The organism is Gluconobacter kanchanaburiensis NBRC 103587, assembly GCF_007988905.1.
GTDB classification, from domain to species: Bacteria; Pseudomonadota; Alphaproteobacteria; order Acetobacterales; family Acetobacteraceae; genus Gluconobacter; species Gluconobacter kanchanaburiensis.
Genome location: NZ_BJVA01000001.1, coordinates 329,778 through 354,362, shown reverse-complemented (window position 1 = coordinate 354,362; position 24,585 = coordinate 329,778). Strand labels below are relative to the sequence as shown.

The window sequence follows — 24,585 nt, the reverse complement described above, 5'->3', positions numbered from 1 at the left end:
AATCCGGAGAGATCCCATAAAGATCGTCCCGAATGACTTCTGATGCTTGCTTTTGTCCCGCAGGCACCCGACCATTCAGGCATGAAGGGTGCATTCCACGGAACCTCGTCCAGCCACCATACCATGCCAGCCAGCATCCGTGCTGCCCTTGGCCCCACCAATACCGGCAAGACCCATTATGCCCTGACGCGCATGATGGCCCATTCCTCCGGCATCATCGGCTTTCCCCTGCGCCTGCTGGCCCGGGAAAATTACGAGCGCCTTGTCAAAATCAAGGGCGAGCGTCACGTCGCACTCATTACCGGCGAGGAAAAAATCGTCCCCCCCGGCGCGCGCTGGTTTTCCTGCACCGTCGAAGCCATGCCACTGGATCGCAAAGCCGAGTTCGTCGCCATCGACGAAATCCAGCTCGCCTCGGACCCCGACCGAGGCCACGTCTTCACGGACCGCCTTCTCCACGCGCGCGGCACCGTCGAGACGCTCTTTCTCGGCGCCGAGACCATCCGTCCTCTGCTTCAGAAACTCGTCCCCGGCATCGAAATCGACATCCGCACCCGGCTCTCCAGCCTCGCCAGCACCGGCCACACGAAACTCTCCCGCCTGCCGCCACGCTCGGCCATCGTCGCCTTTTCCATGAGCGAGGTTTACGCGCTGGCAGAAGTCATTCGCAGACGGCGCGGCGGTTGCGCCGTCATCATGGGCCAGCTCAGTCCCCGCACCCGCAACGCCCAGGTCGAGCTCTACCAGAACCGCGAAGTCGATTATCTCGTCGCAACCGACGCCATCGGCATGGGCCTGAACATGGATGTCGACCATGTCGCTCTGGCCCAGCTCAGCAAGTTCGACGGCACCGCCCCCCGCCCCCTGTTCCCGCAGGAAATCGCCCAGATCGCCGGGCGCGCGGGACGTGGCATGAAAGATGGCACCTTCGGCACGACTGCCGACTGCCCACCCATGTCCACCGTCCTCGTCGAAGCCGTGGAGCAGCACCGCTTCGATCCGATCCAGCGCCTCTACTGGCGCAACCACGAACTGGATTTCACGAACCCCGCCAATCTGCTCAAAAGCCTGACCCGACCGCCACCGCTGCGTGGTCTGACAGCAGGGCGCGTCGCGTCCGACGTCACCACGCTCGAATCCCTGATTCTCGATCCGGACATCCGCGAGATCGCACGCGGCAAACGCGCCACCGCCCTGCTCTGGGACGTCTGCCAGATCCCCGATTTCCGCAAACTCGGCGATGACAGCCACACCCGCCTCTGCGCGCGCCTCTATACCCATCTTGTCAAGGAAGGCTCCGTTCCCGCCAACTGGATGGAAGGACATATCCGTGGGCTGGCCAAGACCGAAGGCGATATAGACACACTCATGCACCGCCTCACCGGCGTCCGTGTGTGCTCTTATGTCGCGGCTCGTACCGAATGGAGCCGCCATTCCGCGATGTGGCAGGAACGCGCCCGCGAAGTGGAAGACCAACTCTCCGACGCCCTGCACGAACGCCTCACCGCCCGCTTTGTGGATCGCCGGGCCACGACCCTCCTGCGGCGCCTCGACAGCGATGGCGACCGGACCCTGCTTTCAGCCGTCAAACCAGACGGAGAAGTTCTTGTTGAAGGCCACAGCATCGGCCGCATCCTTGGCTTTACGCTGGAAACGGATGTTGCCTCCGGACCCGACCGTCAGATGATCCTGCGCGCCGGGCGCAGGGCCCTGATCCACGAGATCCCCCGCCGCATCCGTCTCCTGCAGGAGGCACCGGACACAGCCTTCAGACTGGACATCACAACCGGGAACGTCTTTTGGGACGAAATCCCTCTTGGTCGCCTTGCCGCAGGCTCTTCCCTGCTGCGCCCGACCATCAGACTTTTTCCTGCTGAATTCAGCGACACCGTCCAGAAAACACTGGTGGAGACGCGTTTACTGGCGGTCGTGGTCCATTTTATCCAAACCGAGCTTAAAGCCCTGCACCGCGCCTATGATCTTGCCGCGCATGAACCCGGTCTCCGCGCCATTCTCCATCGCCTCAGAGACGATGGCGGCATCACTGATGCCCTTCCGGAAGACCATGCACTCTCCCCGGCCCTGCAAAAAAAGTTACGAAAGAGCGGTGTGGAGATCGGGCGTTTCTCGGTCTTCTGTTCCGCACTCTTCCGCGCACGCCCACTCGCCCTTCTCGGCCTGCTGCACGCCCTGCATCATGGCACCCCCTTCCATCCCACGCCCCCCGGTCGGGTGTCCCTGCCCTGGCGACAGATCGCCGGGCAGTTCGGCTGGATCCGCGCCTCCGATACAGGACTGCGTCTGGACATAGCGGAACGCTGTATTGCCGAACTTCATCACAGAGTTCTGCATCACGACTGCATTGCCCCTCCTGATCTGGCCTCCAGACTGGGTGTGAAGGCCGATGCACTTCCCTCCGTCCTGAAGGGATTGAGCATAACCCATCAGCCTGCAGAACCTCCCTCGCCAACCCATGCCGGACCACCTCGCCCTTTGATGATCCTTAAGGACCGTAGAGCCCGTGCTTCCCGACGACGCAGACACGCCCATGAGTCCGCAAACAGATCTGGACAGCCCATGCGCCCAGACAGCCCTTTCGCAGCCCTTGCGGCCTTGAGAGAAAAGGTCTGGCGATGAGCGAACCCTATCAGCGGCTGGATCAGTGGCTGTATTACGCCCGCATCGCCAAAACGCGGGCGCTTTGTGCAAGCATCGTCAGCAAAGGCCGCATGCGTATCAATCGCCAGCCTACAAGCAAGCCCCATGCCAAACTTCACATTGGCGACATATTGACTTTTCCTGCTGTTTCTGGCGGAGAAGTGCGCGTGTGGCGCGTCTTGGATCTTGGTGAACGCCGCGGTCCGGCAAAGGAAGCCGCACGTCTTTATGAAGCCATCACAGAAGACGGCTAACGGTGCTTGCGTCGGACGCCAAACCTTCGCATATCATCCCGCTCGGATGAAACCGGCCGGATGCCGGACCAGCAAGACGATCGGAGACGTCAATGACCTATGTGGTCACCGAAAACTGCATTCGCTGCAAGTTCACGGATTGTGTGGAAGTCTGTCCCGTAGACTGCTTCTACGCAGGCGAGAACTTCCTTGTCATCAATCCCGACGAGTGCATCGATTGCGGCGTGTGTGAGCCGGAATGCCCGGCAGAAGCCATTTTCCCTGACAGCGACAACCGCGCCGCACCATGGATCGAGGTCAATGCGAAATATTCCGCACAGTGGCCGAACATGACGCGCAAAATTGACGCAATGCCGGATGCGGAAGAATGGAAAGATAAACCGGGCAAAGCTGAAATGCTCTCCGAGGCGCCTCACAAAAACTAAGCCCCTTTTCGCCCGGCACGGTTTCACCCGGTCTCTTCTCAGAGGCCGGGTTTTTTTTGTCCTTAATACACGAAGAACAGTCTATCCCTGAGGCCGATAAAACCTCCGCAAGGGACAAAAAAAGGGCTGGCAGAATTTCTTCTGCCAGCCCTTTTTCCCTTTCAGGTTTCAGAAGAAACCTTATCGGGACATCATGTTGATCGCGGTGTCATGCATGATGAAGATCGTACCACCAATAATGACAATCACCGATGCCGCGGCAAAGATGAAGCACATCAGGTTCCAGCTCTGCTCACTGCTGGTGTTCATGTGAAGGAAGAACACCAGGTGGACGACGATCTGCACGACTGCGAGAACCGTCAGTGCGGCCAGCGCCATCCCCGGAGACAGGGCGTGGGTCATAACGGCGGCAAAAGATGCCACTGTCAGGATCACTGCCAGAACAAAGCCGATTAGATAAGCCGAATAGGAGCCGTGGCTACCATCGTGGGCTGTATGTGCCTGGGCCATTACATCACTCCTGCGAGATAGACGAACGAGAAGACACAGATCCAGACGATGTCGAGGAAGTGCCAGAACAGGCTGAGGCAGGTCAGCTTGTTCATCATACGCTCGGACAGGTCCTGCGGCCCCATCATCTGCACCATCAGCACGACCATCCAGATCAGACCGCAAGTGACGTGCAGACCATGCGTTCCCACCAGCGTGAAGAACGCGGAAAGGAATGCCGAACGGTCAGGACCGTTGCCCTCGGCGATCATGGAGCTGAACTCGTTCAACTCGAGACCGACGAAGGATGCGCCCAGAACGAAAGTGACGGCCAGCCACAGAAGGACCATCGTCTTGTTCTTCGCCATCGCATTCAGCGAGGCGAAGCCGTACGTGATGGACGAGAACAGCAGAATAGCCGTCTCAATCCCCACGTTCGTCAGATCGAAGAGCTCCTTACCCGACGGACCACCGGCAAACTGATTCCGGAGAACCGCAAAGGCAGCGAAGATCGACCCGAACAGGATGCAGTCCGTCATCAGGTAGAGCCAGAAGCCGAACACATTGGGGGTCTCGTGGTGTTCCCCGTGGTGGTCGTCAGCGTGTGCCAGAGGCGACATTGTTGCTTCGTGAGCCATAAGTCTTATGCGCCCCTCTTACTCTGCTGCCTGTGCAGCGGCGATACGACGGGAATAAACTTCCTCGTTGTGCTCGATTTCGCTCACCGGAACGTAATAGTCGACGTCACGATTGGCGCTGCGCAGGATCATGGTTGCAACGATACCGATCAGGGAAATGGCGGCAAGCCACCAGATGTACCAGATCGAAGCGAAGCCGAACAGGAACGCGAACAGACCGATAAAGACACCAGCGGAGGTGTTCTTCGGCATGTGGATCGGTGCCAGCGGCTTGCCGTGAGCCTTCAGACCCAGCTGCTTCTCGGTGTGGAACGTGTCGAGACCGTGAATGTCGGGAATGACCGCGAAGTTATAAGCCGGCGGCGGAGAAGAAATGGCCCACTCCAGCGTACGGCCGTTCCACGGATCACCTGTCAGATCAAGGTTCTCGGGCAGGTTACGATCGCGGATAGACACATAAAGCTGCGTCAGCTGGCAGGCGATACCGCAAGCAATAACGATCGCACCGGCTTCAGCAACCAGCATCCACGGATACCAGTCAGGATTGTCGTAGTGGTTCATACGACGCGTCATGCCCTCGAGACCGAGGATATAGAGCGGAACGAAGGCCAGATAGAAGCCGATGAACCAGCACCAAAACGCGCGCTTGCCCCAGGCTTCGTTCAGTTTGAAGCCAAAAGCCTTCGGGAACCAGAAACCCATGCCTGCAATGTAGCCGAAGTACACACCGCCAATGATGACGTTGTGGAAGTGGGCAATCAGGAACAGGGAGTTATGCAGGATCCAGTCGGCGGCCGGCATGGCCATCATGACACCAGTCATACCACCGATGGAGAAGGTGATCATGAAACCGATCGTCCAGTACATCGGAGCCGTGAATTCCACGCGGCCCTTATACATCGTGAACAGCCAGTTGTAGATCTTCACACCCGTCGGGACGGCGATGATCATCGTCATGATACCGAAGAAGGTATTGACGTTGGCACCAGCACCCATGGTGAAGAAGTGATGCACCCACACGACGAAGGAGAGCACCATGATGGAGCACGTGGCGTACACCATCGTCTTATAGCCGAAGAGCGGCTTCTGAGAGAACGTTGCCGTAACCTCGGAGAAAACACCGAATGCCGGAATAACAAGGATGTAAACTTCCGGATGGCCCCAGGTCCAGATCATGCTGAGGTAAAGCATGACGTTGCCGCCGGCATCGTTCGTGAAGAAGTGCATGCCGAGGTAACGGTCAAGGCTGAGCAGAGCCAGCGTCACCGTCAGAACTGGGAAGGACACCATGATCAGAACGGTCGTGCAGAACGCAGTCCAGGTGAAAACCGGCATCTGCATCCAGCCCATGCCAGGCGCACGCATCTTGACGATGGTCGTGAAGAAGTTCACGCCCGTCAGCAGCGTACCGACACCGGAGATCTGAACGGCCCAGATATAGTAGTCGACGCCGACACCCGGGCTGAACTGCATCTCGGACAGAGGCGGGTAAACCAGCCAGCCGCACTGAGCGAACTCACCGATGAACAGCGAGATATTGATCAGCAGGGCGCCGACCAGCGTCATATAGAAGCTGAGCGAGTTCAGGAACGGGAACGCAACGTCGCGCGCACCGATCTGAAGGGGAACAACCAGGTTCAACAGACCCGTCATAAACGCCATCGCCATGAAGAAAATCATGATGGTGCCGTGAGCGGAGAAGATCTGGTCATAGTGATGCGGCGGCAGGTAACCGGGATTACCCTTGTAAGCCAGCGCGAGCTGGGTGCGCATCATGATGGCGTCCGCGAAACCGCGGAACAGCATGACGATCGCCAGAATGACGTACATTACCGCGAGACGCTTGTGGTCGACAGTCGTCAGCCATTCACGCCAGAGATAGCCCCATTTACCATAGTAGGTGACAGCACCCAGTACGGCGAGACCGATAACAGCAACACCAAGGAATGTACCGACAAGAATCGGCACATCCAACGGTATGGCTGAAAAGGAGAGTTTTCCGAGCATCTGTCGGTTATTCCTTCATGCCAGTGTCGGACGGTGCAGCATTGGAAGCAGACTGCATGTGCATGACCTTACCCGTCGTCTTATCCACCATCATGCCATTGTTATACTTGGCAACGATGCCATCGAAGAGATCCGGCTGGACATGCGCGAAATACTGAACCGGGGCAGCTTCCTGCGGTGCAGCATATTTCGGGTATGTGGTGTCGTCGAGATTTTCGCTTCCGCTCTTCACTTTCTCAACCCAGTCATTGAACTGAGCCGGATCCATGGCAAGCGTACGGAACTTCATGTCCGAGAAACCACGACCGCTGAACTGCGAAGCCTCGCCCAGGTAGTCCCCGGACTCATTAGCAAGCAGGTGCAGCTGCGTCTGCTGACCCGGCATGGCGTAGATCATCGAGCCCAGACGGGGGATGAAGAACGACGTCATGACGGTATCAGAGGTGATCTGGAAGTTCAGCGGCGTGTTCGTCGGGACATCTAGCTGGTTGATCGTTGCGATCCCAAGGTCCGGATAGATGAACATCCACTTCCAGTCGAGTGAGACCACCTGAACATTCAGGGGCTTGACGTTGTCAGCCGTCTGAAGGGGGCGGTACGGGTCATAGGCATGCGTGCTCCACCAGCTGATGGCGCCGAGAACGGCGATCAGAATGGCGGGGACGCCCCAGATGACATATTCAATTACGGTCGAATGATCCCAAGTCGGGAGGTATTCGGCCTCTTTGTTGGAAGCACGATACTTCCACGCAAAATAAAGCGTCGCGGCGCAGGTAGGAACCACGATCAGCATCATGATGACGAATTCCGCCACCATGACATCGCGATTCAATTCTGCGACCGGGCCGCGCGGCTGAAGCAGATCAACCGTACAACCCGATAGCATCAGCGCCGGCAACGCTGGGAGATATCGCCAGAGTTTTTTCATCGGTCCTGCTTTCATCATCCGTTCCGGCTTGCAGTGGTCGCCGGGAAACGGTTTGACACGATAAGGTCCGCATCAGTGCCGCCGAACGCTGCCATAGTCTGCTACCTTTCTCGTTCGTATCCTGACGTCAGGAACCGGATTAAAGATCCGATCCTGAAATTCATTCAGCATGGGACACTGCTGTCCCGGTTCCTCAGGTTTTTTCCGCCTGAATCGCCTTAAAGACAAGGCTTATCACGGATTTCGTGAGCACTCTCCAACCCCTAACGCGACAAGAGAATGGCTGTTTTTCGCCACATTTGAACAAATACGCACTTTAATTAATTTGTTATATTACGGATTTTTAATGTGATCCAACATAGAATTCAGGGAAATAATTCAAGACTTTTTTGGTCCCAAAAGCAGAAAAGGGGCGGCAACAATTGCCACCCCTTTCCGGGAACCCAGTATCGCAAAGAGAGTATTGTCAGTCGTTGTTACCTGAACGGACCCCCATGAACTGAATGAGAAACTGGAACAAGTTCACGAAATTGAGATACATCGTCAATGCATCATAAACACTGAGTTTCGCGACTTCCTCAGGACCAGCATATGTCATGTACTGCTGATAGGTGATCTTGATCCGCTGCGTATCATAGGCCGCAAGCACGGTAAAAAGACCGACGCCTATTACTGAAACAAGCGTGGCCAATGGCGAACTGTGCAGAAAAATGTTCGCTACAGAGGCCAGCACGATGCCAATCAGTCCCATGAAGAGGAACGATCCGAGTCGAGCGAGATTGGCTCCGGTCGTGTATCCCCACAGCGACATTCCGGCGAAGGTTATGGCGGTCACGAAGAAAGTCCGCGCCACCGAAACCCCGGTATAGCTCAGCAAGAGATTTGCCATGCTCGCTCCCATGGCCACGCTGAACAGAAGGAACAACCCCTGCACAGCCGGGCGAGAAAGCCGGTTGACGCCGAAAGACAGTACCATCACGAAAACCAGCGGCGCGAAGATGCTGATCCCGCCGAGCAGCGTCGGACGCAGTACGATCGCTCCGTTCGGCATTTCGGCCAGATGGAAGAACAGCGCACGAAGGGACGTTTGCGCAACGCCGTATGCGACCAGCCCCGTTACCACCAGACCAAGCGCCATCCAGTTGAAGACCCGGCACATATAGGCGCGCAGTCCGGCATCGAGGCTGCCGGCTCCGGTCTGAATGCCAGCTCTGCTGAAGTTGGAATTGAAAGCCATGACACCTTTTCCAATGAGAGGCCCTTTGAAAAGGGCGCTTGACGAACCCGGGAGGGCCGTCCGTACACTCTACCTGAATGTGGGGTTTTTACCGGGAGGGTCAAGAATACTCCGACCTCCTTTACTTCTTTTTCATGGGAAACGCGCCTCTTGAGACTTTTTGTCGCACTCGCCCTCCCCGCCGACATCCGCGAAACGCTCGCCCTGATGCGCGGTTCCATGCCAGGTGTGCAATGGGTTCCTGCCGAGAACCATCACATCGGCCTTCGCTTTATAGGAGAAATCACGGAAAGGCACAGACTGGAGGAAATCGATCTTGCTCTCTCCCGACTGACCTGGAAACCGTTCGAACTGTCCTTGGCACAGGCGGATATCCGCGAGGGCCTCAATGCGGACAGTCTTCTCATTACGGTTGAGCGTACACCGCAACTGGATGCGCTTCAGGCACAGATCGAGCGCATTTTGCGTCGTGCGGGCTGCGCGCCGGCGCGCCGGCGCTTTCAGCCAGCAGTCACACTGGGCCATTTTTCCGCCGGACAACGGGGAGATGCCATTCAGTGGGTCCAAAGCCACAACCTGTTTCGCAGCAAACCGATGTTCGTCGATCACGTTACATTGTTTGAGAGCCTCCGTAGTCTCGGCCAGCATGTCTATGTTCCCCGCGCGGAATATGCCTGGCAACCGGAGATACCCCTGACCCCAGAGGAAGAATGACCCCTACCCTCCACCAGACGCCCGGACAGATTTTCCGGGTGGGTGTCGGGCAGACCGATGCGGACACCGGCAGAAGACTTGGAGCGCTTGAGCAGGAAGTCCGGGCCTGCCGGGTCTGTGAACCTCACCTGCCTCTGGGCGCGCGTCCCCTGATTCAGGTTTCGCCCATGTCCCGCATCTTGATCGCCAGTCAGGCTCCGGGAACAAAGGCTCATATTGCCGGCAAATCGTTTTACGATCCGTCCGGGAACCGGCTTCGGACCTGGCTCGATCTTCCGGAAGAAGTTTTTTATGACGCCAGCCGTGTCGCCATTCTGCCGATGGGCCTGTGCTATCCTGGACGTCTGCCCAACGGAGGCGACAAACCTCCCCGTCCTGAATGCGCGCCACTCTGGCGCAGGCGAATTTTGTCTCTCATGCCGAACCTCAGACTGATCCTTCTCGTGGGCAGCTACTCCCAGAATTATCATCTGGGCCGAGGATCCGTGACTGATCGCGTTCGGAATTTCCGACAGTATCTTCCGGAATATTTTCCTCTGCCTCATCCATCATGGCGGACAGGCGTCTGGGAACGAAAAGCGCCCTGGTTTCAGGAAGATGTCATTCCCGCGTTGCGGGAGCGCATGCATACCCTGATGGCGGAACCCTGATCAGGGCGCCCTACCCTGCCGAATAGCCTCTACGAGAAAACCTTCTACTCCGGAGGCGAGAATCTGCACGCCGATGGCAAGAAGAATGAGTGCCGCCAGCCGGCTTACGATCCGCGCACCCGTAACCCCCAACATGGCCACAACACGTTCGGCATAGGCATAGGCCACCGCAACGACAACGGCCATCGTCGTAGCGGCAGCCGAGACGCCCAGATAATAGTCCGCCGTCGGCATGTGAGGAGGCGTGGATGAACTCAGGGCGATTGCTACCGAAATACTTCCGGGACCGACGGTAAACGGCATGGCCAGCGGGAAGAAGGCTTTTTCCCGAAGATCCGGCGTTGTAACGGTCCGGCCGCCCTGAAGCGCCTGCTTTTCCTTGCGGGCTTCGGATGTTTCGGGCTGGAGAAGCATCAGCCATGCCCGCGACGCCACAACCAGACCGCCCGTGATCCGCAGAGCGTTCATCGAGATGCCGAAAAAGCCCAGAATCCAGCTTCCGAACCAGATGGACACAAGCATGATGCCCAGCGAATTCAGCGCGACCTGACGGGCGAGTTCGACCACTTCCCGTCGCTCACGCCCCTCGGTGGCCTGCGCGAAAATTAGCGAGGCCCCCAGCGGGTTTATGATCGAGAAAAGTGCCGGAAAGGCAATCAGCCAGCTGTTGAGCGTATTCCCCAGCCCGGGCGCCATACTCACGAGGATATCACGCCTGACATCGACTGCGGCTGACGTCTGCGCGCCAGACGTTCTTCACCCTTCAGATAAGCCCGCAACATCCGATAGTCCTCGGAAAAACAGCAGACCGTCCCGGTTGTCCTGTCTGAACAGACCGTCAGTCCGAGATCGTTATAGACTGCCATCAGGGACTGGCCAACCTGTATGAAAGCGAGCTTGCATCCTTCCTGCAAAGCGAGATCGCGCAGTCGCCAGATCGCGGCTACGCAGTTCCGTTCCGATCCCGCAGGATCACCCAGCCCGATGATAAACTGTCCAGTCCGCAGGAAAGGAATGGCCGCGCGTCCCGCTTCGTCCAGCAGAAGGCCGGTCGGCCGGCGGGCGCCAAGCTGTGGCAACGCATGGGCCAAACTGTGGTAGTGACAGGCATTTTCGGCAGTCCAGGCTTCAAAACGGATTCGCGTCCGCCGCATCCCGTGCCACAGGACATAAAACCCGCACAGGGCGGAAAAACCCAGAAACCAGCGTCCCACGGCCGTATGGGCATCGTAGATCATCGACCGCCACCAGATCGGCCCCAAATGCCTCTGCAACGCGACCCACCCCACCCCCACAAGCCCCAGTCCCCACAGGGACAGCGGCGCGAGCATCGACGGGGTGAACGGCGCAACGAGAAGATGTGCCCGCCTGTAATAGCAGTTCCGGAACGGCAGCAGCAGCAGCATGACCAGAAGGATGACCACAGGCCCTTCCCATACCGCATGCCTCAGGATCAGCAGGAAAACAGCCAAACCTAGCATCCCGACTGAAAACTTCCAGGCGAGCGCCACACGTTGCGAAAGCCCCCAGGACAGGGCGACGAGTCCAACGCCGTTGAGTGTCAAAAGCAGATCGGCAATCTGCGACACCGCGGCACCCAGCGGACTCTGAAAGGTCGGCAGATGGGCGACCAGAGCATAAAGCAGGAGAAAAATGCCGGCTACGGCCTGAACACTCGTTGCCACGCCAACCGAAAAATCAGCTTCTGACTCACGGATAACCTGACTCGGGCGGATGCGGCGGGGCGTCTGTCCTGCCGATACGAGGGCCTGCTCTCCACGCAGAAAGAGCTCATGTCCGGCAAACATCAGCCCAGCGAGAAGAAGTGGCACAATGTAATAGAACAGCCGGAAAACAAGAATGGCACCCATGATCTGCGATGTCGGCAGATAGGCCTGCAATGCCAGCAGCATAGCGCCATCGAAAACACCCAGACCACCCGGCACGCTTGCGACCAGCCCGGCCGTATAGGATGCCAGATAGATCGCAAGAAACGTCCCGAACCCGAAATGCGCTTCGGGCGGAAGGGGTGGAAGCACGCAATAGGCGATCAGCGCGGTCGCCGCCATGTCAGCCGAACTGACGACAATCTGCGCTACCGCAATGCCGGGACCAGGCAGTTCGATCTCATATTTCCAGATCCGGACATGCCGGCGCACACGCGACACCAGAACATAAGCCAGCAGAACGCCCCACAGACCCAGCCCAACGAAACGCAGCAGAAATTCGGGGAGGTGCGACAGAATCGGTACGGCGTGAGGCTCGATCAGCAGAATACCGCCGATCAGCGCCATCGTTCCCAACAGGTATGTCGCGGAACAGAACGCAATAATCTGGGCGATTGCACCCGGAGCCACGCCCCAGCTCCGATAAAGACGGAACCGGACCGCCGCCCCCGAGATCGCCGCACAGCCCAAATTATGGGACAAGACATAGGAGCAGAACGCAGCGAAAGCGGAACGCCGGTAGGGCACATCAGCGCGCACGTGCAGGCACGCCAGACGGTCATAGAAAGACAGAATGAAATAGGACAGCAGCGTCGCAGCCCCACCCGCCAGCAGCGCTGTGCCGGGAATGGCACTCAGACTTTCTGTAATGTCATGCAGCGACAGATGCCGCAGCTCGCGCCAGATGACGAACACCGCCGCAACCAGCAGAACAAGCCCAACCAATGCAGGTGCCCGCGACAGCAGGGCCTGCCAGTGGTTTTTCGACTCTGGCCCTTCCGTGCAGACAACATCGGCCGGGCCAATGGTCACGGAGTCACATAATTCCGACGAAGCGGATGACATCGCTTTGCCATCCTCCTCCAGCATCCCCTCCCCCCGGTTCTCGGGGATATTGTCAAAAGGTCTGTAATCCACGGGCATGCCCATGCCTCAGCCCTGCACAGGCTCTTCATCAGGCCGCGCGAGAGCATCCCGGATCAGGCCGACCGTCTCCGGCAGACCAAACAGCGATGCGAAAATCCCGAAACGCGGTCCTTCGCTCTGCCCCAGCAGCACTTCATACAAGCACCCGAACCAGGACCGCAGTTCCGGCTTGGCGAAATAGCGCTTGCCAACCTCGAACACGACATCCTGCACATCGCCCGGTGCCGTGTCCGGAGCGAGCTTCGCCAGTTCATCCGCCAGATCCACAAGCCCTTTGCGCTCGGTCTCCGTCGGCGCGCGATAGGTCTTGTTAGGGTACACCTGCTCCTTGAAATAGGTCAGCGCACAATGCACGAGCCGGTTCACATACGGATGCGTCTCGGGCGACAACGTCGGATCATAGCGCCGCAGGAACTTCCACAGCGTCTCAGGCTTGTCGGCATTGGCCACGTTCGCAAGGTTCAGGAGCGCTGTATAGGACACCGGGCTGGTGTCTTCCGGACGAATCGTTCCGCCATGGATGAACCACACCGGATTGGCCAGTAGATCCGGTCCTTCCTGCGTCTCAGCCTTCTGGACAAGCGTCAGATAATCATCCGTCGCACGCGGAATGACATCAAAGAACAGACGCTTGGCCCGTGTCGGCTGCTGGAACATGTACTGCGCCAGACTCTCCGGCGTACCGTAACGCAGCCATTCCTCAACCGACAGGCCATTGCCTTTGGACTTGCTGATCTTCTGCCCCTGCGCATCAAGAAACAGCTCATAGGTCAGCCCAGCAGGCGGCTCTTTACCCAGAATACGGCAGATCTTCGAAGACAACTTCACACTGTCGATCAGATCCTTGCCGGACATTTCATAATCCACGCCCAACGCATACCAGCGCATGGCCCAGTCGGCCTTCCACTGCATCTTGGCATGACCACCCAGAACGGACGTCTCGAACGTCTTTCCGGCGTCGTCTTTCCAGACAACGGTCCCGGCATCCGGATCAACCTTGATGATCGGCACCTGCATGACCTGCCCGGTTTCGGGATGGATCGGCAGAACCGGCGAATAGGTCGCCCGGCGCTCCGGACCAAGCGTCGGAATAATGGTCGCCACGACTTCGTCATGGACTTCGAGCATACGGCGCAGAGCCGCATCGAACGTGCCGTTGGTATAATACTGCGTGGCGGAAGCGAATTCGTAGTCGAAACCGAAACTGTCGAGGAACTGGCGAAGGCGCGCATTATTATGCGCGGCAAAGCTGTCATATTCGCCAAATGGATCAGGCACCCGCGTCAGCGGCAGACCCAGATGCTTTGCGAGCATCTCCTGCTCGGGCACATTGGTCGGCACCTTGCGTAGAGCATCCATGTCATCGGAGAACGCAAGCAGACGCGTCGGACGGCCGGTCAGCGCCTCATAGGCCTGGCGCACCCAGGTCGTCCGCGCCACTTCGCCGAACGTACCGATATGCGGCAGACCCGACGGGCCATAGCCCGTTTCCAGAAGGGCAGGAGCCTGCTCCAAAGCATCAGATGCGCGCGCGTCCATGCGCGCGGTGATTTTTCGTGCCTCGTCGAACGGCCATGCTTTCGGAAGCGGCGCGTCAGGAGAGAGGGACGAGGCGATAGGTGTCTTGGTTTTCTGCATGATTACCGGAAAAGGTAGGGAGACACCTCTTCCCGGTCAAGCAATACGACACATTGCGGTTTCAGCCAGACACATCCATATGGTTACGAAATATTTCAAGGACTTTTCCGCACTTCCCAAGCCCTTGAAGAGAGCCAGCTTTCACGTTCCGTTCGCAAAACCCGCAAAACATCCTCGCCCGATTTTCCCCTAACCGCTACAGTGGAGAGAATGCCCCGCGCCCCCACCTTTCTCTCGCCATTCGACGCTCCGGCCCTCGTCGCCCGCCGCGGCCTGTCCTCGCTCCTCACTCCGGATGGCGAACTGCTGGACCTCACGGCAGAAGAAACACGCGAGCGCCTCACCCAACTCCCCCCGCCCCTTCTGGTCCACGGCCCCGCCGCCCTTCGCGCGCTGGACCTCTCCCCGTTATCCCAACCCGTGCCGTGGTTCGACCTGCTAGACCTGTTCCTGTTCGTCCGCCCTGCCACAACCGTCGCCCCCACCCCACGCGGACTGGCGCTCGCCCTCGGTATCGAAGCACCCGAAGCCATCGGTGCGGATCTCCTCCCCGTTCTGTGCGAAACCCTGCTCGACGAACTACGACACAAGGTCGAAACGCCCGAAGGCACCTTCCTGCGCGCCCTTATGGTTCCCCTAACCCGCGCCGGATGGGCCTGGAGCGGCGAAATTACGGACATTCTCGGCACCCCGCGAGACACCACGGGCACACACCCTTACGAGGCCATCCGCATCTGGAAGCGCCTGCCGCGCTGGGAAGAAACCGCCCCGCGTCCCGCACCCGGAAGCCAGCCTGTCTCCCCAAACGCCGCCCGTCAGCGCCTGCGAGATATCCTTGGAGAAAAAGCTGAAATCCGCCCCGGCCAAGCCGATTTCGCCTCAGTTGCCACTGGCGCGTTCGAACCGCGCGAAAGCATCGGCTCTCCCAATGTTGTCCTCGCAGAAGCCGGAACCGGTACGGGCAAGACACTCGGCTATATCGCCCCTGCCAGCCTTTGGGCCGAACAGAATGATGGCGCCGTCTGGATCAGCACCTATACCCGCCATCTCCAGCGCCAGATCGAGCAGGAACTCCGCCGCCTCTACCCGGACGAAACGACCCTGCGGAACAAAGTCGTCGTCCGCAAAGGTCGGGAAAACTATCTGTGCCTGCTGAACATGGAAGACCTGCTCAACGTCGCAAGCTCCCGCGGCCCTGACGGTTACTCCGCGCTCCTTCCGATGGCTCTGCTCGCCCGCTGGGCCGAAGCCAGTCGTGACGGCGATCTCATGGGCGGCGATCTCCCCGGCTGGTTTGGCGAACTCTTCGGCTCCGGCACATTGTTTGGCGTGGCCGACCGACGCGGCGAATGCATCCACGCGGCCTGCCCGCATTATCAAACCTGCTTCGTCGAACACGGCATCCGCCGTGCTCGTCAGGCCGATCTGGTCGTCGCGAACCACGCCCTCGTCCTCTCCCAGGCCGCCTGGGCCGCCCTGGCCCCGCCCGGCCTGCCGGACGAAGACACTACTCCCACGCGCTACGTTTTCGACGAAGGTCATCACATCCCCGACGCCGCCGACAGCGCCTTCGCCACGGCCCTGTCCGGCCTCGAAGCCGCCGAACTCCGCCGCTGGCTTCTCGGAGCGGAAGGCAGCCGCTCCCGCGCCCGTGGCCTGCAACGCCGTCTGGATGATCTGGTCGAACGCCTGCCCATGATCGACACGCCGCTGCAAGCCGCGCTGCAGGCAGCGCGGAGCCTCCCCGCCCCCGGCTGGAGCACGCGCCTGCGCCCCCAGGCCGAGCCCGAACAGAACCCTGACCTTATCCCGCTGCCCGGCGAAACACCCCTGCTGATCCCAGAGGAGCCCGCACCAGAAAACCCGTCCGAAGCCTTCCTGCGCGCGCTGGATCAACAGCTCTGCGCCCGGCAGACCAAGGACAGTCGCGATGGCTATATTTCTGCGGAATGTGATCTACATCCCGTCAATGAGGATGTCGGCAGCACCGCCGAAACCCTCAGCCGCGCCCTGACCCGCCTGCGCGATCCCATCAGGATGCTGGCCGATCGCCTTGCCGCACAGGTCGAGGACGATGCAGAAATGGACGCCCCGACCCGCCAACGCATCGAAGCCATGATCCGGACCCTGCACCGCCGCGCTATCAGCCGCCTATCGGGCTGGATCGGCATGCTGGACGCTCTTCAGACACCGCCGGAACCAGACATCACTCCCACCTTCGTGGACTTCATCCGCACCGAACGCCTGCCCCGCACCCGCGCGACACAGGGCGACCACGATATCGGCCTCTACCGGCACTGGCTGGACCCGACCATTCCCTTCGTCTCGACAATCCAGACACCTGCTCACGGCCTGCTCCTGACCTCCGCCACCCTGCGCGACCAGACCGGCCATGGAGACACGCAGAACGAAGCAAGCTGGCATGCAGCCGAATTGCGTCTGGGCGCTACGCATTTCCTCAAGCCGCCCATCCGCGCTTCAGTCATGAGTCCGTTCAACTACGCCACGCAGACGCGCGCCTATGTCATCACGGACGTCTCAGGCGAAATCCCGTCGCTTGCCCATGCCTTCCGCGCACTATTTGAAACAGCAGGAGGTGGCGCGCTCGGCCTCTTCACAGCTATCCGCCGTCTGCGCGAAGTCCATCGCCGTATCCACGAACCGCTGGAGACGCAGGGTTTCCCGCTCTACGCCCAGCATGTCGATGCGATGGACAACGCCACCCTCGTGGACGTCTTCCGCACCGAAACCCATAGCTGCCTGCTGGGCACGGACGCCATGCGCGATGGCGTGGACGTCCCTGGTGAAGCCCTGCGCATGGTCGTGTTCGAAAAGACACCCTGGCCCCGCCCCGACATACTGCACCGCGAACGCCGCCGCTTACTCTCCGAAGGGCGTCCCGGCGATTACGACGACCGCATTACCCGCATGCGCCTACGACAGGCTTTCGGCCGCCTGATCCGTCAGGGCACCGATCGCGGTGTCTTCGTCATGCTGGATCGCCGCATGCCCTCACGCCTCCTCTCCGCGTTTCCAGACGGGGTAGACGTGCGCCGCATGCCATTGGCCGAAGCGCTAGAAGACATCGCCCGCTTTTTGCGCCCCGAGGAACAGGAAAACGGACCTCACCTCCTTCAGGGCTGACCCAAAGGCCGAACCGAATGCTGCGACAGACTTCGCATACTGCTGGCCAGGCGATCATAAAGCTGGCGTAGTTCCTGTTCCTGCTCGTACGTCCGCTCGACCGCGAGCCTGTCGTTCTGCGCCATCGGTGACGTTATCTGTCACGAGTTCAAGGATCTTTCGGTCCGCCTCCATGTACGGCCTGACAGCCCATCTCCCGAAATTGCCCGTCTACTTCAACCCGCCTCACTCATGCGCGACACTGTCGTCTGGCGCGGAAAAGCCTAATCGCAAAACACCGCGAACTTCTCCAGAAGGTGCTTACAACCGCCTTCAGCCTCCCTGATCAGCGCTGCAAGATCGTCGATATTCCCACGCATGAGCCTCTCTCCAAGAATCCAGTTACATTTCGACATGTTTTAGCGGCCATCAATCAGGAAATCGCGCTCCTCCCCTCGCCCCGAAAAACTCGCACAAAAAAACCCCCGACCACACAGGCCGGGGGCTCTTCAGGACCCCGAAAGATCCAGGCCGTTTTTCAGACTGACAGGATCAGAAGTTCAAACCGGCCTGCAGGAAGAAATAACGTCCCTGATAGAAGCTGCCATAGGTCGCGCCGGCGCTGTTATCCACGCCACTGGCCACGAATGGCGGCTTCTTGTTGGTGATGTTGTTGATGCCGCTCTCGAAGTTCCACTTCTTCCAGCGGTATGCCAGCGTCAGATCCTGTTCGATCATCATCGGCGTCTTGTAACGGCCAGCCGACGTAGAGTTCAGGAACTCGGTCTGATCGTTCCAGCGCATCCCGCCGATGAACTGCACCATATAGGTCGCCGTGAACGCACCATGGGTCCAGCCGAAGGTCGCATAATCACGAACGCGCGGAATGCCATAGGATGCATTGCCGTTGTTCGGACCACCGGCATACAGCAGCGCACCTGTGTAGTTGGTGAACGGACCGCCCGGAACGAGTTGCTGCGTGTAGTTCAGCAGGTACTGGAAGTTGTTGGATACCGAGAGGACATCACGACGTGCCACACGGATACGGTAGTCGAAATCAAAGTCCACACCGCTTTCATGCAGAGCGCCTGTGTTCTGGTCCGTCGCCGATACCGTATTGATCTGGCCATTCGATAGGCGGTTTACCGAATTGCACAGCGACGGACTGGTGCCCTTGTAACATGCGTCCAGAATATACTGCGTCGGAAGCGCGCTAATCGTGTGGTTGACCGAATAGTGCCAGAACTCACCGGAAATAGAGAGGTTCGGGATCCAACGCGGCGTTATGATCGTACCGAACGTGTAGGTCCGTCCGATTTCAGGTGCCAGATGTGCATTACCGCCACCCAGCGTCGGAACCTGGCCAGTACCGGACTGATGGAACGTAGAGGTGTTGATGCCCTGCTTTGCACAGGTCGCCGCAACCGTCGCCGAAGCAGCACCATAGTTGCCGACCTGACCCGCATCACACGGATCGTTGGCAAGGTTGTAGCTGAGCGACTGGCCGCCATACAGCTCATAGACGTTCGGCTGACGATAGGAGGTACCGATCGTACCGCGGAAACGGATATCCTGCGTCGGGGCCCAGTTGATGGAGGCCTTCCAGTTCTTCGCCGTATCCGACGTCGTGCTGTAACCAGACGCACGCCCCTGCACGTCAACCGTCAGATCCTTCGCAAGGAAGACGTTCTTCAGCAACGTCGCCTTGGCTTCCGCATAACCTTCCGTCACGTCGAAGCCACCGCTGGTCGGCAGAACCGTGTTGGTCAGACTCTGACCGCTGCTGATCAGTTCATCAGGCGTGTTGGTCAGTTGCTCACCACGATGCTCGAAGCCCACCGCAATACCCAGATCGCCGCCGCCCTTCCAGGGCATCGTCGTCACGTGGTTGTTGTTGATGCGCAGGTTCCAGTCACGAAGCTGGTAATGCGAATGCGTGTTCGTGTTGTAGTTGACGTAGGATGCAGCCTGGCTGCCCATCGTCCCGAACGGATTGCTGCACCCGAAAGACGGGCAAACCGACGGGTTATAAACCAGAGCACTCGTCGCGCTGGACGGGTCAACCTGCTGTAGACCATAGGCGTTCAGCAGCTTCGTGTACGACCCCACGTTCTCCAGATGATCCGTCGACATGTTGGAACCGTAGGTATACGACAGGTCGTAATTCCAGCCGTAAGCAATCTCACCATTCACACCCACCTTGGCCGTGACCGTGTCGGTTGCGTTCTCGTCGCGGCGGTCCCCGAGCTCCGTCAGACGCTTTGTGATGTCCACGTCCTGACCGAACGGGTTGTTCGGATCATTGGCCGGCACAGTCAGAACGGACGGCAGCGTGCTTGGCTGGACAGAACCGTCAAACGGCTCGGCTGCCATATAGGTGGAGCTGGTCCGATGCGAGTACATCACATTGGAGTACAGGTTGGCATGCCTGTTGAACTCGTAGTGGAAATCACCCGAGAGGCTGGCATCCTGAAGCTGGTTGAGCAGGCTCTGATGCCGCCCATAGTCATAACGGTCGTTCGCACCCCAGCTACTCACCGTCTTGCCGTCCGGCGCAACTGCAGCACTCAAGCCAGATGCGCTCTGGACATGCGTGTAGTTGGAATAACCGGATCCGAAGGACTCTCCACCCGAACCCAGCGGATTATCGGACAGCTGCACCGGGTTGGCCCAGCTGCGGTTACGCTGCAGTACACCACCCTGGGTCATGTACTGACCGAACAGCGTGAGGTTGCCTTTGTCATGATCGAAGTTCCAGCCCTTGTAGGCGGAAATCATGCCTGTATCGTTGTCGCCTTGCCCGGTAATGCCACCACGGACCGTGATGTTTCCATCCGAGAGATTATGACGCATCTTGATGTTGATGACGCCCGACACAGCATCCGCTCCATACAGTTCGGAACCGCCATCCTTGAGGATTTCGACGCTGGCGATCTGCTGAACCGGCAGCGCGTTCAGATCGATGCAATTCGTCTGACCATTCAGCGTGGCACGCTTGCCATCGATCAGGACCAGCACGCGGTTGGAGCCAAGGTTACGGATGTCTGTGCAGGACGCACCGCCCGTACCGTTGGTTTCCGCGTTGTTTGACCCTGTCCCACCGATAGACGGAATACGCGCGAAGAAGTCACTGAGCGTCGTGGCGCCAGTCTGCTGAATCTGCTTGGCCGTCACGATCTGGACAGGGTTGGCGTTCTGGTTGTTCGAGGAGGCAAGCGCCGATCCCGTAACGACCATACGCTCGGAACCACCCGAAACGCCCTGCGCCTCAAGAACAGCAGCACGACGGCGGCTGGCAGAGGTTGGGGCCGTCGTGGCGACAGGCACAGACACGGATTGCAGGGGCGCAACAGCAGGTTTTGCAACAGTCGTCGAAGCGGCTGCCTTGTGATGCACAGCCCTGTGGGAACGATGTTCCGGCTGTGTCGTGGAAGCGGCGAAAGCCGTTCCTGACAGGGTCCCAACTCCGAGAATTGATGCACACAGCAACAAGTGGCGACGAGATGTGCTCATCAAAGAACAAAATCCTTCAGAAAAATGTTGTTCCCTGTCTAAAGATCTCAGAGCGTGACTGTCACGAAAAATACATACCAGCCATGCTTCCAGAGAGCACTTGGATGCAACATGTGTGATAAATGCAACGATTATACCCGGCCCAGGTTTTTCGTTTGGATTCAGCAACAAAACTAAAATAAAAAAAGCCCCTTCCCCGAAGGGCAGAGGCTTTCTTGCAACAGATCAGGCATCCCCGCCTCTTCTCAGGAAGAGGCAGGAGGCAGACCGGGCTTCGATCAGAAGTCCATGTCGCCCATGCCGCCCATGCCACCCGGAGCGCCGGCCGGAGCCTTCTTCTCAGGGCGTTCAGCAACCATGGCTTCCGTCGTGATCAGCAGACCACCAACCGAAGCGGCGTCCTGCAGGGCCGTACGGACAACCTTGGTCGGGTCGATAATACCGGCTGCGACCAGGTCCTTGTACTCGCCCTTCTGGGCGTCGAAACCGAAGACATAACCGTCATTCTCAAGCACCTTGCCTGCGATGACCGCGCCGTCTTCACCGGCGTTGAAAGCGATCTGGCGCAGCGGAGCCTGCAGGGCCTTGCGGACGATCTCGCCACCGACGCGCTGGTCGTCGTTGTCGAAGGTCAGACCCTTCAGAGCGGAGGATGCGCGAGCCAGGGCCGTGCCACCACCCGGAACGATGCCTTCTTCAACGGCAGCGCGGGTTGCGTGCAGGGCATCGTCAACGCGATCCTTGCGCTCCTTCACCTCGACCTCGGTGCTGCCACCGACGCGGATGACGGCAACGCCACCAGCCAGCTTTGCCAGACGCTCCTGGAGCTTCTCGCGGTCGTAGTCAGACGTCGTTTCCTCGATCTGCGCGCGGATCTGGTTGCAACGGCCCTTGATGTCGTCGCTGTTGCCAGCACCCTCGACGATCGTGGTGTTTTCCTTCTCGATGTGGATCTTCTTGGCGCGACCCAGCATTTCGAGCGTGACGGATTCCAGCTTGATCCCGATATCTTCGGAAATCACCTGGCCGCCCGTCAGGATGGCGATGTCTTCCAGCATAGCCTTGCGACGGTCACCGAAGCCCGGAGCCTTGACGGCAGCGATCTTCAGGCCACCACGCAGCTTGTTCACGACGAGCGTAGCAAGTGCTTCGCCATCAACGTCTTCTGCAATGATCACCAGCGGACGGCCGGACTGCACAACGCTTTCGAGAAGCGGCAGCATCGGCTGAAGCGAGGAGAGCTTCTTTTCGTGGATGAGGATGTACGGGCTTTCGAGATCAGCCGTCATCTTCTCCGGGTTCGTCACGAAGTACGGGGAGATGTAGCCGCGGTCGAACTGCATGCCCTCGACAACGTCGAGTTCCGTGTGCAGGCCCTTGGCTTCTTCAACCGTGATGACGCCTTCAGAACCGACTTTCTGCATGGCAGAAGCGATCATCTCGCCGATTTCGGTCTCGCCGTTTGCGGAAATCGTTCCGACCTGGGCGATTTCTTCCGGAGACGTGATCTTCTTCGTGTTGTTCTTCAGCTCTTCAACAACAACGCCGACAGCCTTGTCGATGCCGCGCTTCAGATCCATCGGGTTCATGCCAGCAGCAACAGCCTTGGCGCCCTCACGGATGATGGCCTGAGCCAGCACGGTTGCGGTCGTGGTGCCGTCGCCTGCGATGTCGTTCGTCTTGGACGCGACTTCGCGGACCATCTGGGCGCCCATGTTCTCGAACTTGTCAGCCAGTTCGATTTCCTTGGCAACCGACACACCATCCTTGGTGATGCGCGGTGCGCCAAAGCTCTTGTCGAGAACAACGTTGCGACCCTTCGGGCCGAGCGTCACCTTGACGGCATTTGCGAGGATATCAACGCCACGCAGCATACGCTCGCGGGCATCAGCGCCGAACTTTACGTCCTTGGCAGCCATAATTCTTACTCCTGAATGAGGTTTTTACGAGAGGAAACGGGGACGGCTGATCAGCCGATCACACCCATGATGTCGCTCTCTTTCATGATCAGCAGCTCTTCGCCGTCGATCTTGACCTCGGTGCCGGACCACTTGCCGAACAGCACCTTGTCACCAGCCTTGACGTCCAGAGCCACGATCTGGCCCTGCTCGTTGCGGGCACCCGGGCCGACGGAAACGACTTCGCCTTCGGTCGGCTTGTCCTTGGCGGTGTCAGGAATGATGATGCCGCCAGCGGTCTTCTCTTCGCCCGTCAGGCGACGGACCACCACGCGGTCATGAAGGGGACGAAACTTCGTCATGGATCGCTCCATTTATGGCCACACCCTTGTACAAAGCAGCGTGACCGGGTTGCTGCACTCAATGACTGCAGTGCATTTTGGCACTCTCGCATGGAGAGTGCCAATGAGATAGGCCCCCATGCCTTTTTCGTCAAGGAGTCTCGCTGTCGTCCCGAGAAAGTTTCCGCCCGTCCAGCAGAACATTCAGACGGTCTTTCTCCTGCTTTTCCAAAACCTTCTGGCCCTTTGTACGTCCATGCAGTCTCCGGTTCGCATCTGCCAGCCGCGCATCTTCAATCCCCTTGCGGCGTTTACGTTCCCGACGGAGATTAATGATGTCGCTCACGGCTCATGGCCTTCCCGGCAGCAAAAGAATTGGACACACAGACATGAAACACAGCCCCGCAGACAAGAAAACCCCCGTTTCAGGCCAGATGGTGACCCTGACGGCAACAGACGGACATAGCTTTGGTGCCTGGGAAACAGGCTCAGCGGAGTCGCCCTTCGCCCTCGTCGTTATGCAGGAAATTTTCGGCCTCACCGATCACATCCGCAATGTCTGCAACGACTTCGCATCGAAAGGTTTCCACGTCCTTGCGCCCGCAGCTTTCGACCGCGCGAAAACCGACGTTGTGCTACCCTATTCACAGAACGGCGTGAAGGAAGGCCTCGAACTCCGTAGCAAGATTCCATCCGACAAAACGCTGGCCGACATCACCGCCTGCGTGCAGTCCCTGCGCGATGCCGGGCACAAAAAAATCGGCATCATCGGCTTCTGCTGGGGCGGTCTGCTCGCCTGGCTGACCGCGACGCGCACTCATGAGGTGGACGCAGCCGTAAGCTGGTATGGCGGCGGCATCGCCAACCATATCGAAACTGCACCGCATTGTCCGGTCGAACTACATTTCGGTGGGGAGGATTCCTCCATTCCCCATACCGAAGTTCAGAAGATCCGCGATACCCGCCCCGAGGTCGAGGAATATGTCTATGACGATGCCGGTCACGGTTTCGGCTGCCCCGAGCGCCCGAGCTTCAACCGTGATGCCCGCGATCTCGCCTGGTCCCGCAGCATCGATTTCCTGAAAACCAACCTCGCCTGAGGTCATTGCGTCCTTCAGGCACCCCTTCCGATGACACAGCATGTCGCAAAACCGTTGGAGGGGTTTTATAACGATGGCAATTCCGGCCAATACCGCACC

The 24,585-nt window shown here is 58.9% G+C and carries 19 protein-coding genes; 7 read left to right on the top strand and 12 right to left on the bottom strand.

All coding sequences use genetic code 11. The features are described 5' to 3' along the window. Positions 1-81 precede the first annotated feature (81 nt). The 3 genes from GKA01_RS01620 (at position 82) to fdxA (ending at position 3,337) form a co-directional block, all read left to right on the top strand. Positions 82-2,637, top strand: coding sequence for a helicase-related protein (locus GKA01_RS01620; RefSeq protein WP_194265792.1), 2,556 nt, complete (start codon positions 82-84; stop codon positions 2,635-2,637). After that, positions 2,634-2,912: an RNA-binding S4 domain-containing protein gene (locus tag GKA01_RS01615; protein WP_146858525.1), complete on the top strand. Its 279-nt coding sequence runs from the start codon at positions 2,634-2,636 to the stop codon at positions 2,910-2,912. The genes GKA01_RS01620 and GKA01_RS01615 overlap by 4 nt, the downstream gene beginning before the upstream one ends. A 92-nt stretch (positions 2,913-3,004) precedes the next feature. After that, a complete protein-coding gene (gene fdxA / locus GKA01_RS01610) occupies positions 3,005-3,337 on the top strand; it encodes a ferredoxin FdxA (RefSeq protein ID WP_146858523.1) in 333 nt (110 codons plus the stop codon). 180 nt (positions 3,338-3,517) lie between these two features. On the opposite strand, the gene cyoD is transcribed toward fdxA, so the two are convergent. The 5 genes from cyoD to GKA01_RS01585 form a co-directional block, all read right to left on the bottom strand. Further along, entirely contained in the window at positions 3,518-3,847 is a 330-nt protein-coding gene (cyoD, locus tag GKA01_RS01605; RefSeq protein WP_141350045.1) for a cytochrome o ubiquinol oxidase subunit IV, read from the bottom strand. Next, positions 3,847-4,464 (bottom strand): cytochrome o ubiquinol oxidase subunit III, encoded by a 618-nt coding sequence (gene cyoC / locus GKA01_RS01600; protein ID WP_146858521.1) that lies wholly within the window; start codon positions 4,462-4,464, stop codon positions 3,847-3,849. Before cyoC ends, cyoD begins: the two co-directional genes overlap by 1 nt. An 18-nt stretch (positions 4,465-4,482) precedes the next feature. Next, entirely contained in the window at positions 4,483-6,471 is a 1,989-nt protein-coding gene (cyoB, locus tag GKA01_RS01595; RefSeq protein WP_146858519.1) for a cytochrome o ubiquinol oxidase subunit I, read from the bottom strand. Between the two features lie 7 nt (positions 6,472-6,478). Further along, the gene (cyoA, locus tag GKA01_RS01590) at positions 6,479-7,417 is read right to left on the bottom strand and encodes a ubiquinol oxidase subunit II (RefSeq protein WP_146858517.1); all 939 of its coding nucleotides are present in this window, start codon (positions 7,415-7,417) and stop codon (positions 6,479-6,481) included. Between the two features lie 448 nt (positions 7,418-7,865). Further along, entirely contained in the window at positions 7,866-8,636 is a 771-nt protein-coding gene (locus GKA01_RS01585) for a Bax inhibitor-1/YccA family protein (RefSeq protein WP_146858515.1), read from the bottom strand. A gap of 150 nt (positions 8,637-8,786) precedes the next feature. On the opposite strand from GKA01_RS01585, the gene thpR reads away from it, so the two are divergent. Both thpR and GKA01_RS01575 read left to right on the top strand, forming a co-directional pair. Continuing rightward, the gene (gene thpR / locus GKA01_RS01580; protein ID WP_146858513.1) at positions 8,787-9,350 is read left to right on the top strand and encodes an RNA 2',3'-cyclic phosphodiesterase; all 564 of its coding nucleotides are present in this window, start codon (positions 8,787-8,789) and stop codon (positions 9,348-9,350) included. Continuing rightward, positions 9,347-10,000: a uracil-DNA glycosylase family protein gene (locus GKA01_RS01575; protein ID WP_146858511.1), complete on the top strand. Its 654-nt coding sequence runs from the start codon at positions 9,347-9,349 to the stop codon at positions 9,998-10,000. Before thpR ends, GKA01_RS01575 begins: the two co-directional genes overlap by 4 nt. Here GKA01_RS01575 and GKA01_RS01570 read toward each other — a convergent pair whose 3' ends face one another. The 3 genes from GKA01_RS01570 to GKA01_RS01560 are packed head-to-tail and all read right to left on the bottom strand — an operon-like array spanning position 10,001 to position 14,511. Further along, positions 10,001-10,702 carry a MarC family protein gene (locus GKA01_RS01570; RefSeq protein ID WP_146858509.1) on the bottom strand — a complete coding sequence of 234 codons (702 nt, stop codon included), beginning with the start codon at positions 10,700-10,702 and terminating at the stop codon, positions 10,001-10,003. After that, complete coding sequence (locus GKA01_RS01565; RefSeq protein ID WP_228119704.1) at positions 10,699-12,876, bottom strand: lysylphosphatidylglycerol synthase domain-containing protein; 2,178 nt, start codon at positions 12,874-12,876, stop codon at positions 10,699-10,701. The genes GKA01_RS01570 and GKA01_RS01565 overlap by 4 nt, the downstream gene beginning before the upstream one ends. A gap of 3 nt (positions 12,877-12,879) precedes the next feature. Then, entirely contained in the window at positions 12,880-14,511 is a 1,632-nt protein-coding gene (locus GKA01_RS01560) for a lysine--tRNA ligase (protein ID WP_146858505.1), read from the bottom strand. 210 nt (positions 14,512-14,721) lie between these two features. On the opposite strand from GKA01_RS01560, the gene GKA01_RS01555 reads away from it, so the two are divergent. Continuing rightward, positions 14,722-17,655, top strand: coding sequence for an ATP-dependent DNA helicase (locus GKA01_RS01555; RefSeq protein ID WP_146858503.1), 2,934 nt, complete (start codon positions 14,722-14,724; stop codon positions 17,653-17,655). 531 nt (positions 17,656-18,186) lie between these two features. On the opposite strand, the gene GKA01_RS01550 is transcribed toward GKA01_RS01555, so the two are convergent. From GKA01_RS01550 to GKA01_RS01535, 4 genes are all read right to left on the bottom strand, one after another. After that, positions 18,187-21,147 carry a TonB-dependent receptor domain-containing protein gene (locus GKA01_RS01550; protein ID WP_194265768.1) on the bottom strand — a complete coding sequence of 987 codons (2,961 nt, stop codon included), beginning with the start codon at positions 21,145-21,147 and terminating at the stop codon, positions 18,187-18,189. A 278-nt stretch (positions 21,148-21,425) separates the two neighbouring features. Further along, positions 21,426-23,066, bottom strand: coding sequence for a chaperonin GroEL (groL, locus tag GKA01_RS01545; protein ID WP_146858499.1), 1,641 nt, complete (start codon positions 23,064-23,066; stop codon positions 21,426-21,428). A 50-nt stretch (positions 23,067-23,116) separates the two neighbouring features. Beyond that, positions 23,117-23,407 carry a co-chaperone GroES gene (gene groES / locus GKA01_RS01540; RefSeq protein WP_062027127.1) on the bottom strand — a complete coding sequence of 97 codons (291 nt, stop codon included), beginning with the start codon at positions 23,405-23,407 and terminating at the stop codon, positions 23,117-23,119. Between the two features lie 130 nt (positions 23,408-23,537). After that, complete coding sequence (locus tag GKA01_RS01535; RefSeq protein ID WP_146858497.1) at positions 23,538-23,732, bottom strand: DUF4169 family protein; 195 nt, start codon at positions 23,730-23,732, stop codon at positions 23,538-23,540. 43 nt (positions 23,733-23,775) lie between these two features. Here GKA01_RS01535 and GKA01_RS01530 point away from each other — a divergent pair, with 43 nt between their 5' ends. Next, positions 23,776-24,486, top strand: coding sequence for a dienelactone hydrolase family protein (locus tag GKA01_RS01530; RefSeq protein ID WP_228119707.1), 711 nt, complete (start codon positions 23,776-23,778; stop codon positions 24,484-24,486). Positions 24,487-24,585: the final 99 nt, after the last annotated feature.

What these genes read in the sequence shown, in the direction of transcription:
- GKA01_RS01620 (WP_194265792.1), top strand. Translation starts at nt 82, where the DNA reads ATGAAGGGTGCATTCCACGGAACCTCGTCCAGCCACCATACCATGCCA.
- GKA01_RS01615 (WP_146858525.1), top strand. Translation starts at nt 2,634, where the DNA reads ATGAGCGAACCCTATCAGCGGCTGGATCAGTGGCTGTATTACGCCCGC.
- fdxA (WP_146858523.1), top strand. Translation starts at nt 3,005, where the DNA reads ATGACCTATGTGGTCACCGAAAACTGCATTCGCTGCAAGTTCACGGAT.
- cyoD (WP_141350045.1), bottom strand. Translation starts at nt 3,847, where the DNA reads ATGGCCCAGGCACATACAGCCCACGATGGTAGCCACGGCTCCTATTCG.
- cyoC (WP_146858521.1), bottom strand. Translation starts at nt 4,464, where the DNA reads ATGGCTCACGAAGCAACAATGTCGCCTCTGGCACACGCTGACGACCAC.
- cyoB (WP_146858519.1), bottom strand. Translation starts at nt 6,471, where the DNA reads ATGCTCGGAAAACTCTCCTTTTCAGCCATACCGTTGGATGTGCCGATT.
- cyoA (WP_146858517.1), bottom strand. Translation starts at nt 7,417, where the DNA reads ATGATGAAAGCAGGACCGATGAAAAAACTCTGGCGATATCTCCCAGCG.
- GKA01_RS01585 (WP_146858515.1), bottom strand. Translation starts at nt 8,636, where the DNA reads ATGGCTTTCAATTCCAACTTCAGCAGAGCTGGCATTCAGACCGGAGCC.
- GKA01_RS01575 (WP_146858511.1), top strand. Translation starts at nt 9,347, where the DNA reads ATGACCCCTACCCTCCACCAGACGCCCGGACAGATTTTCCGGGTGGGT.
- GKA01_RS01565 (WP_228119704.1), bottom strand. Translation starts at nt 12,876, where the DNA reads ATGGGCATGCCCGTGGATTACAGACCTTTTGACAATATCCCCGAGAAC.
- GKA01_RS01560 (WP_146858505.1), bottom strand. Translation starts at nt 14,511, where the DNA reads ATGCAGAAAACCAAGACACCTATCGCCTCGTCCCTCTCTCCTGACGCG.
- GKA01_RS01555 (WP_146858503.1), top strand. Translation starts at nt 14,722, where the DNA reads ATGCCCCGCGCCCCCACCTTTCTCTCGCCATTCGACGCTCCGGCCCTC.
- GKA01_RS01550 (WP_194265768.1), bottom strand. Translation starts at nt 21,147, where the DNA reads ATGAGCACATCTCGTCGCCACTTGTTGCTGTGTGCATCAATTCTCGGA.
- groL (WP_146858499.1), bottom strand. Translation starts at nt 23,066, where the DNA reads ATGGCTGCCAAGGACGTAAAGTTCGGCGCTGATGCCCGCGAGCGTATG.
- groES (WP_062027127.1), bottom strand. Translation starts at nt 23,407, where the DNA reads ATGACGAAGTTTCGTCCCCTTCATGACCGCGTGGTGGTCCGTCGCCTG.
- GKA01_RS01530 (WP_228119707.1), top strand. Translation starts at nt 23,776, where the DNA reads ATGAAACACAGCCCCGCAGACAAGAAAACCCCCGTTTCAGGCCAGATG.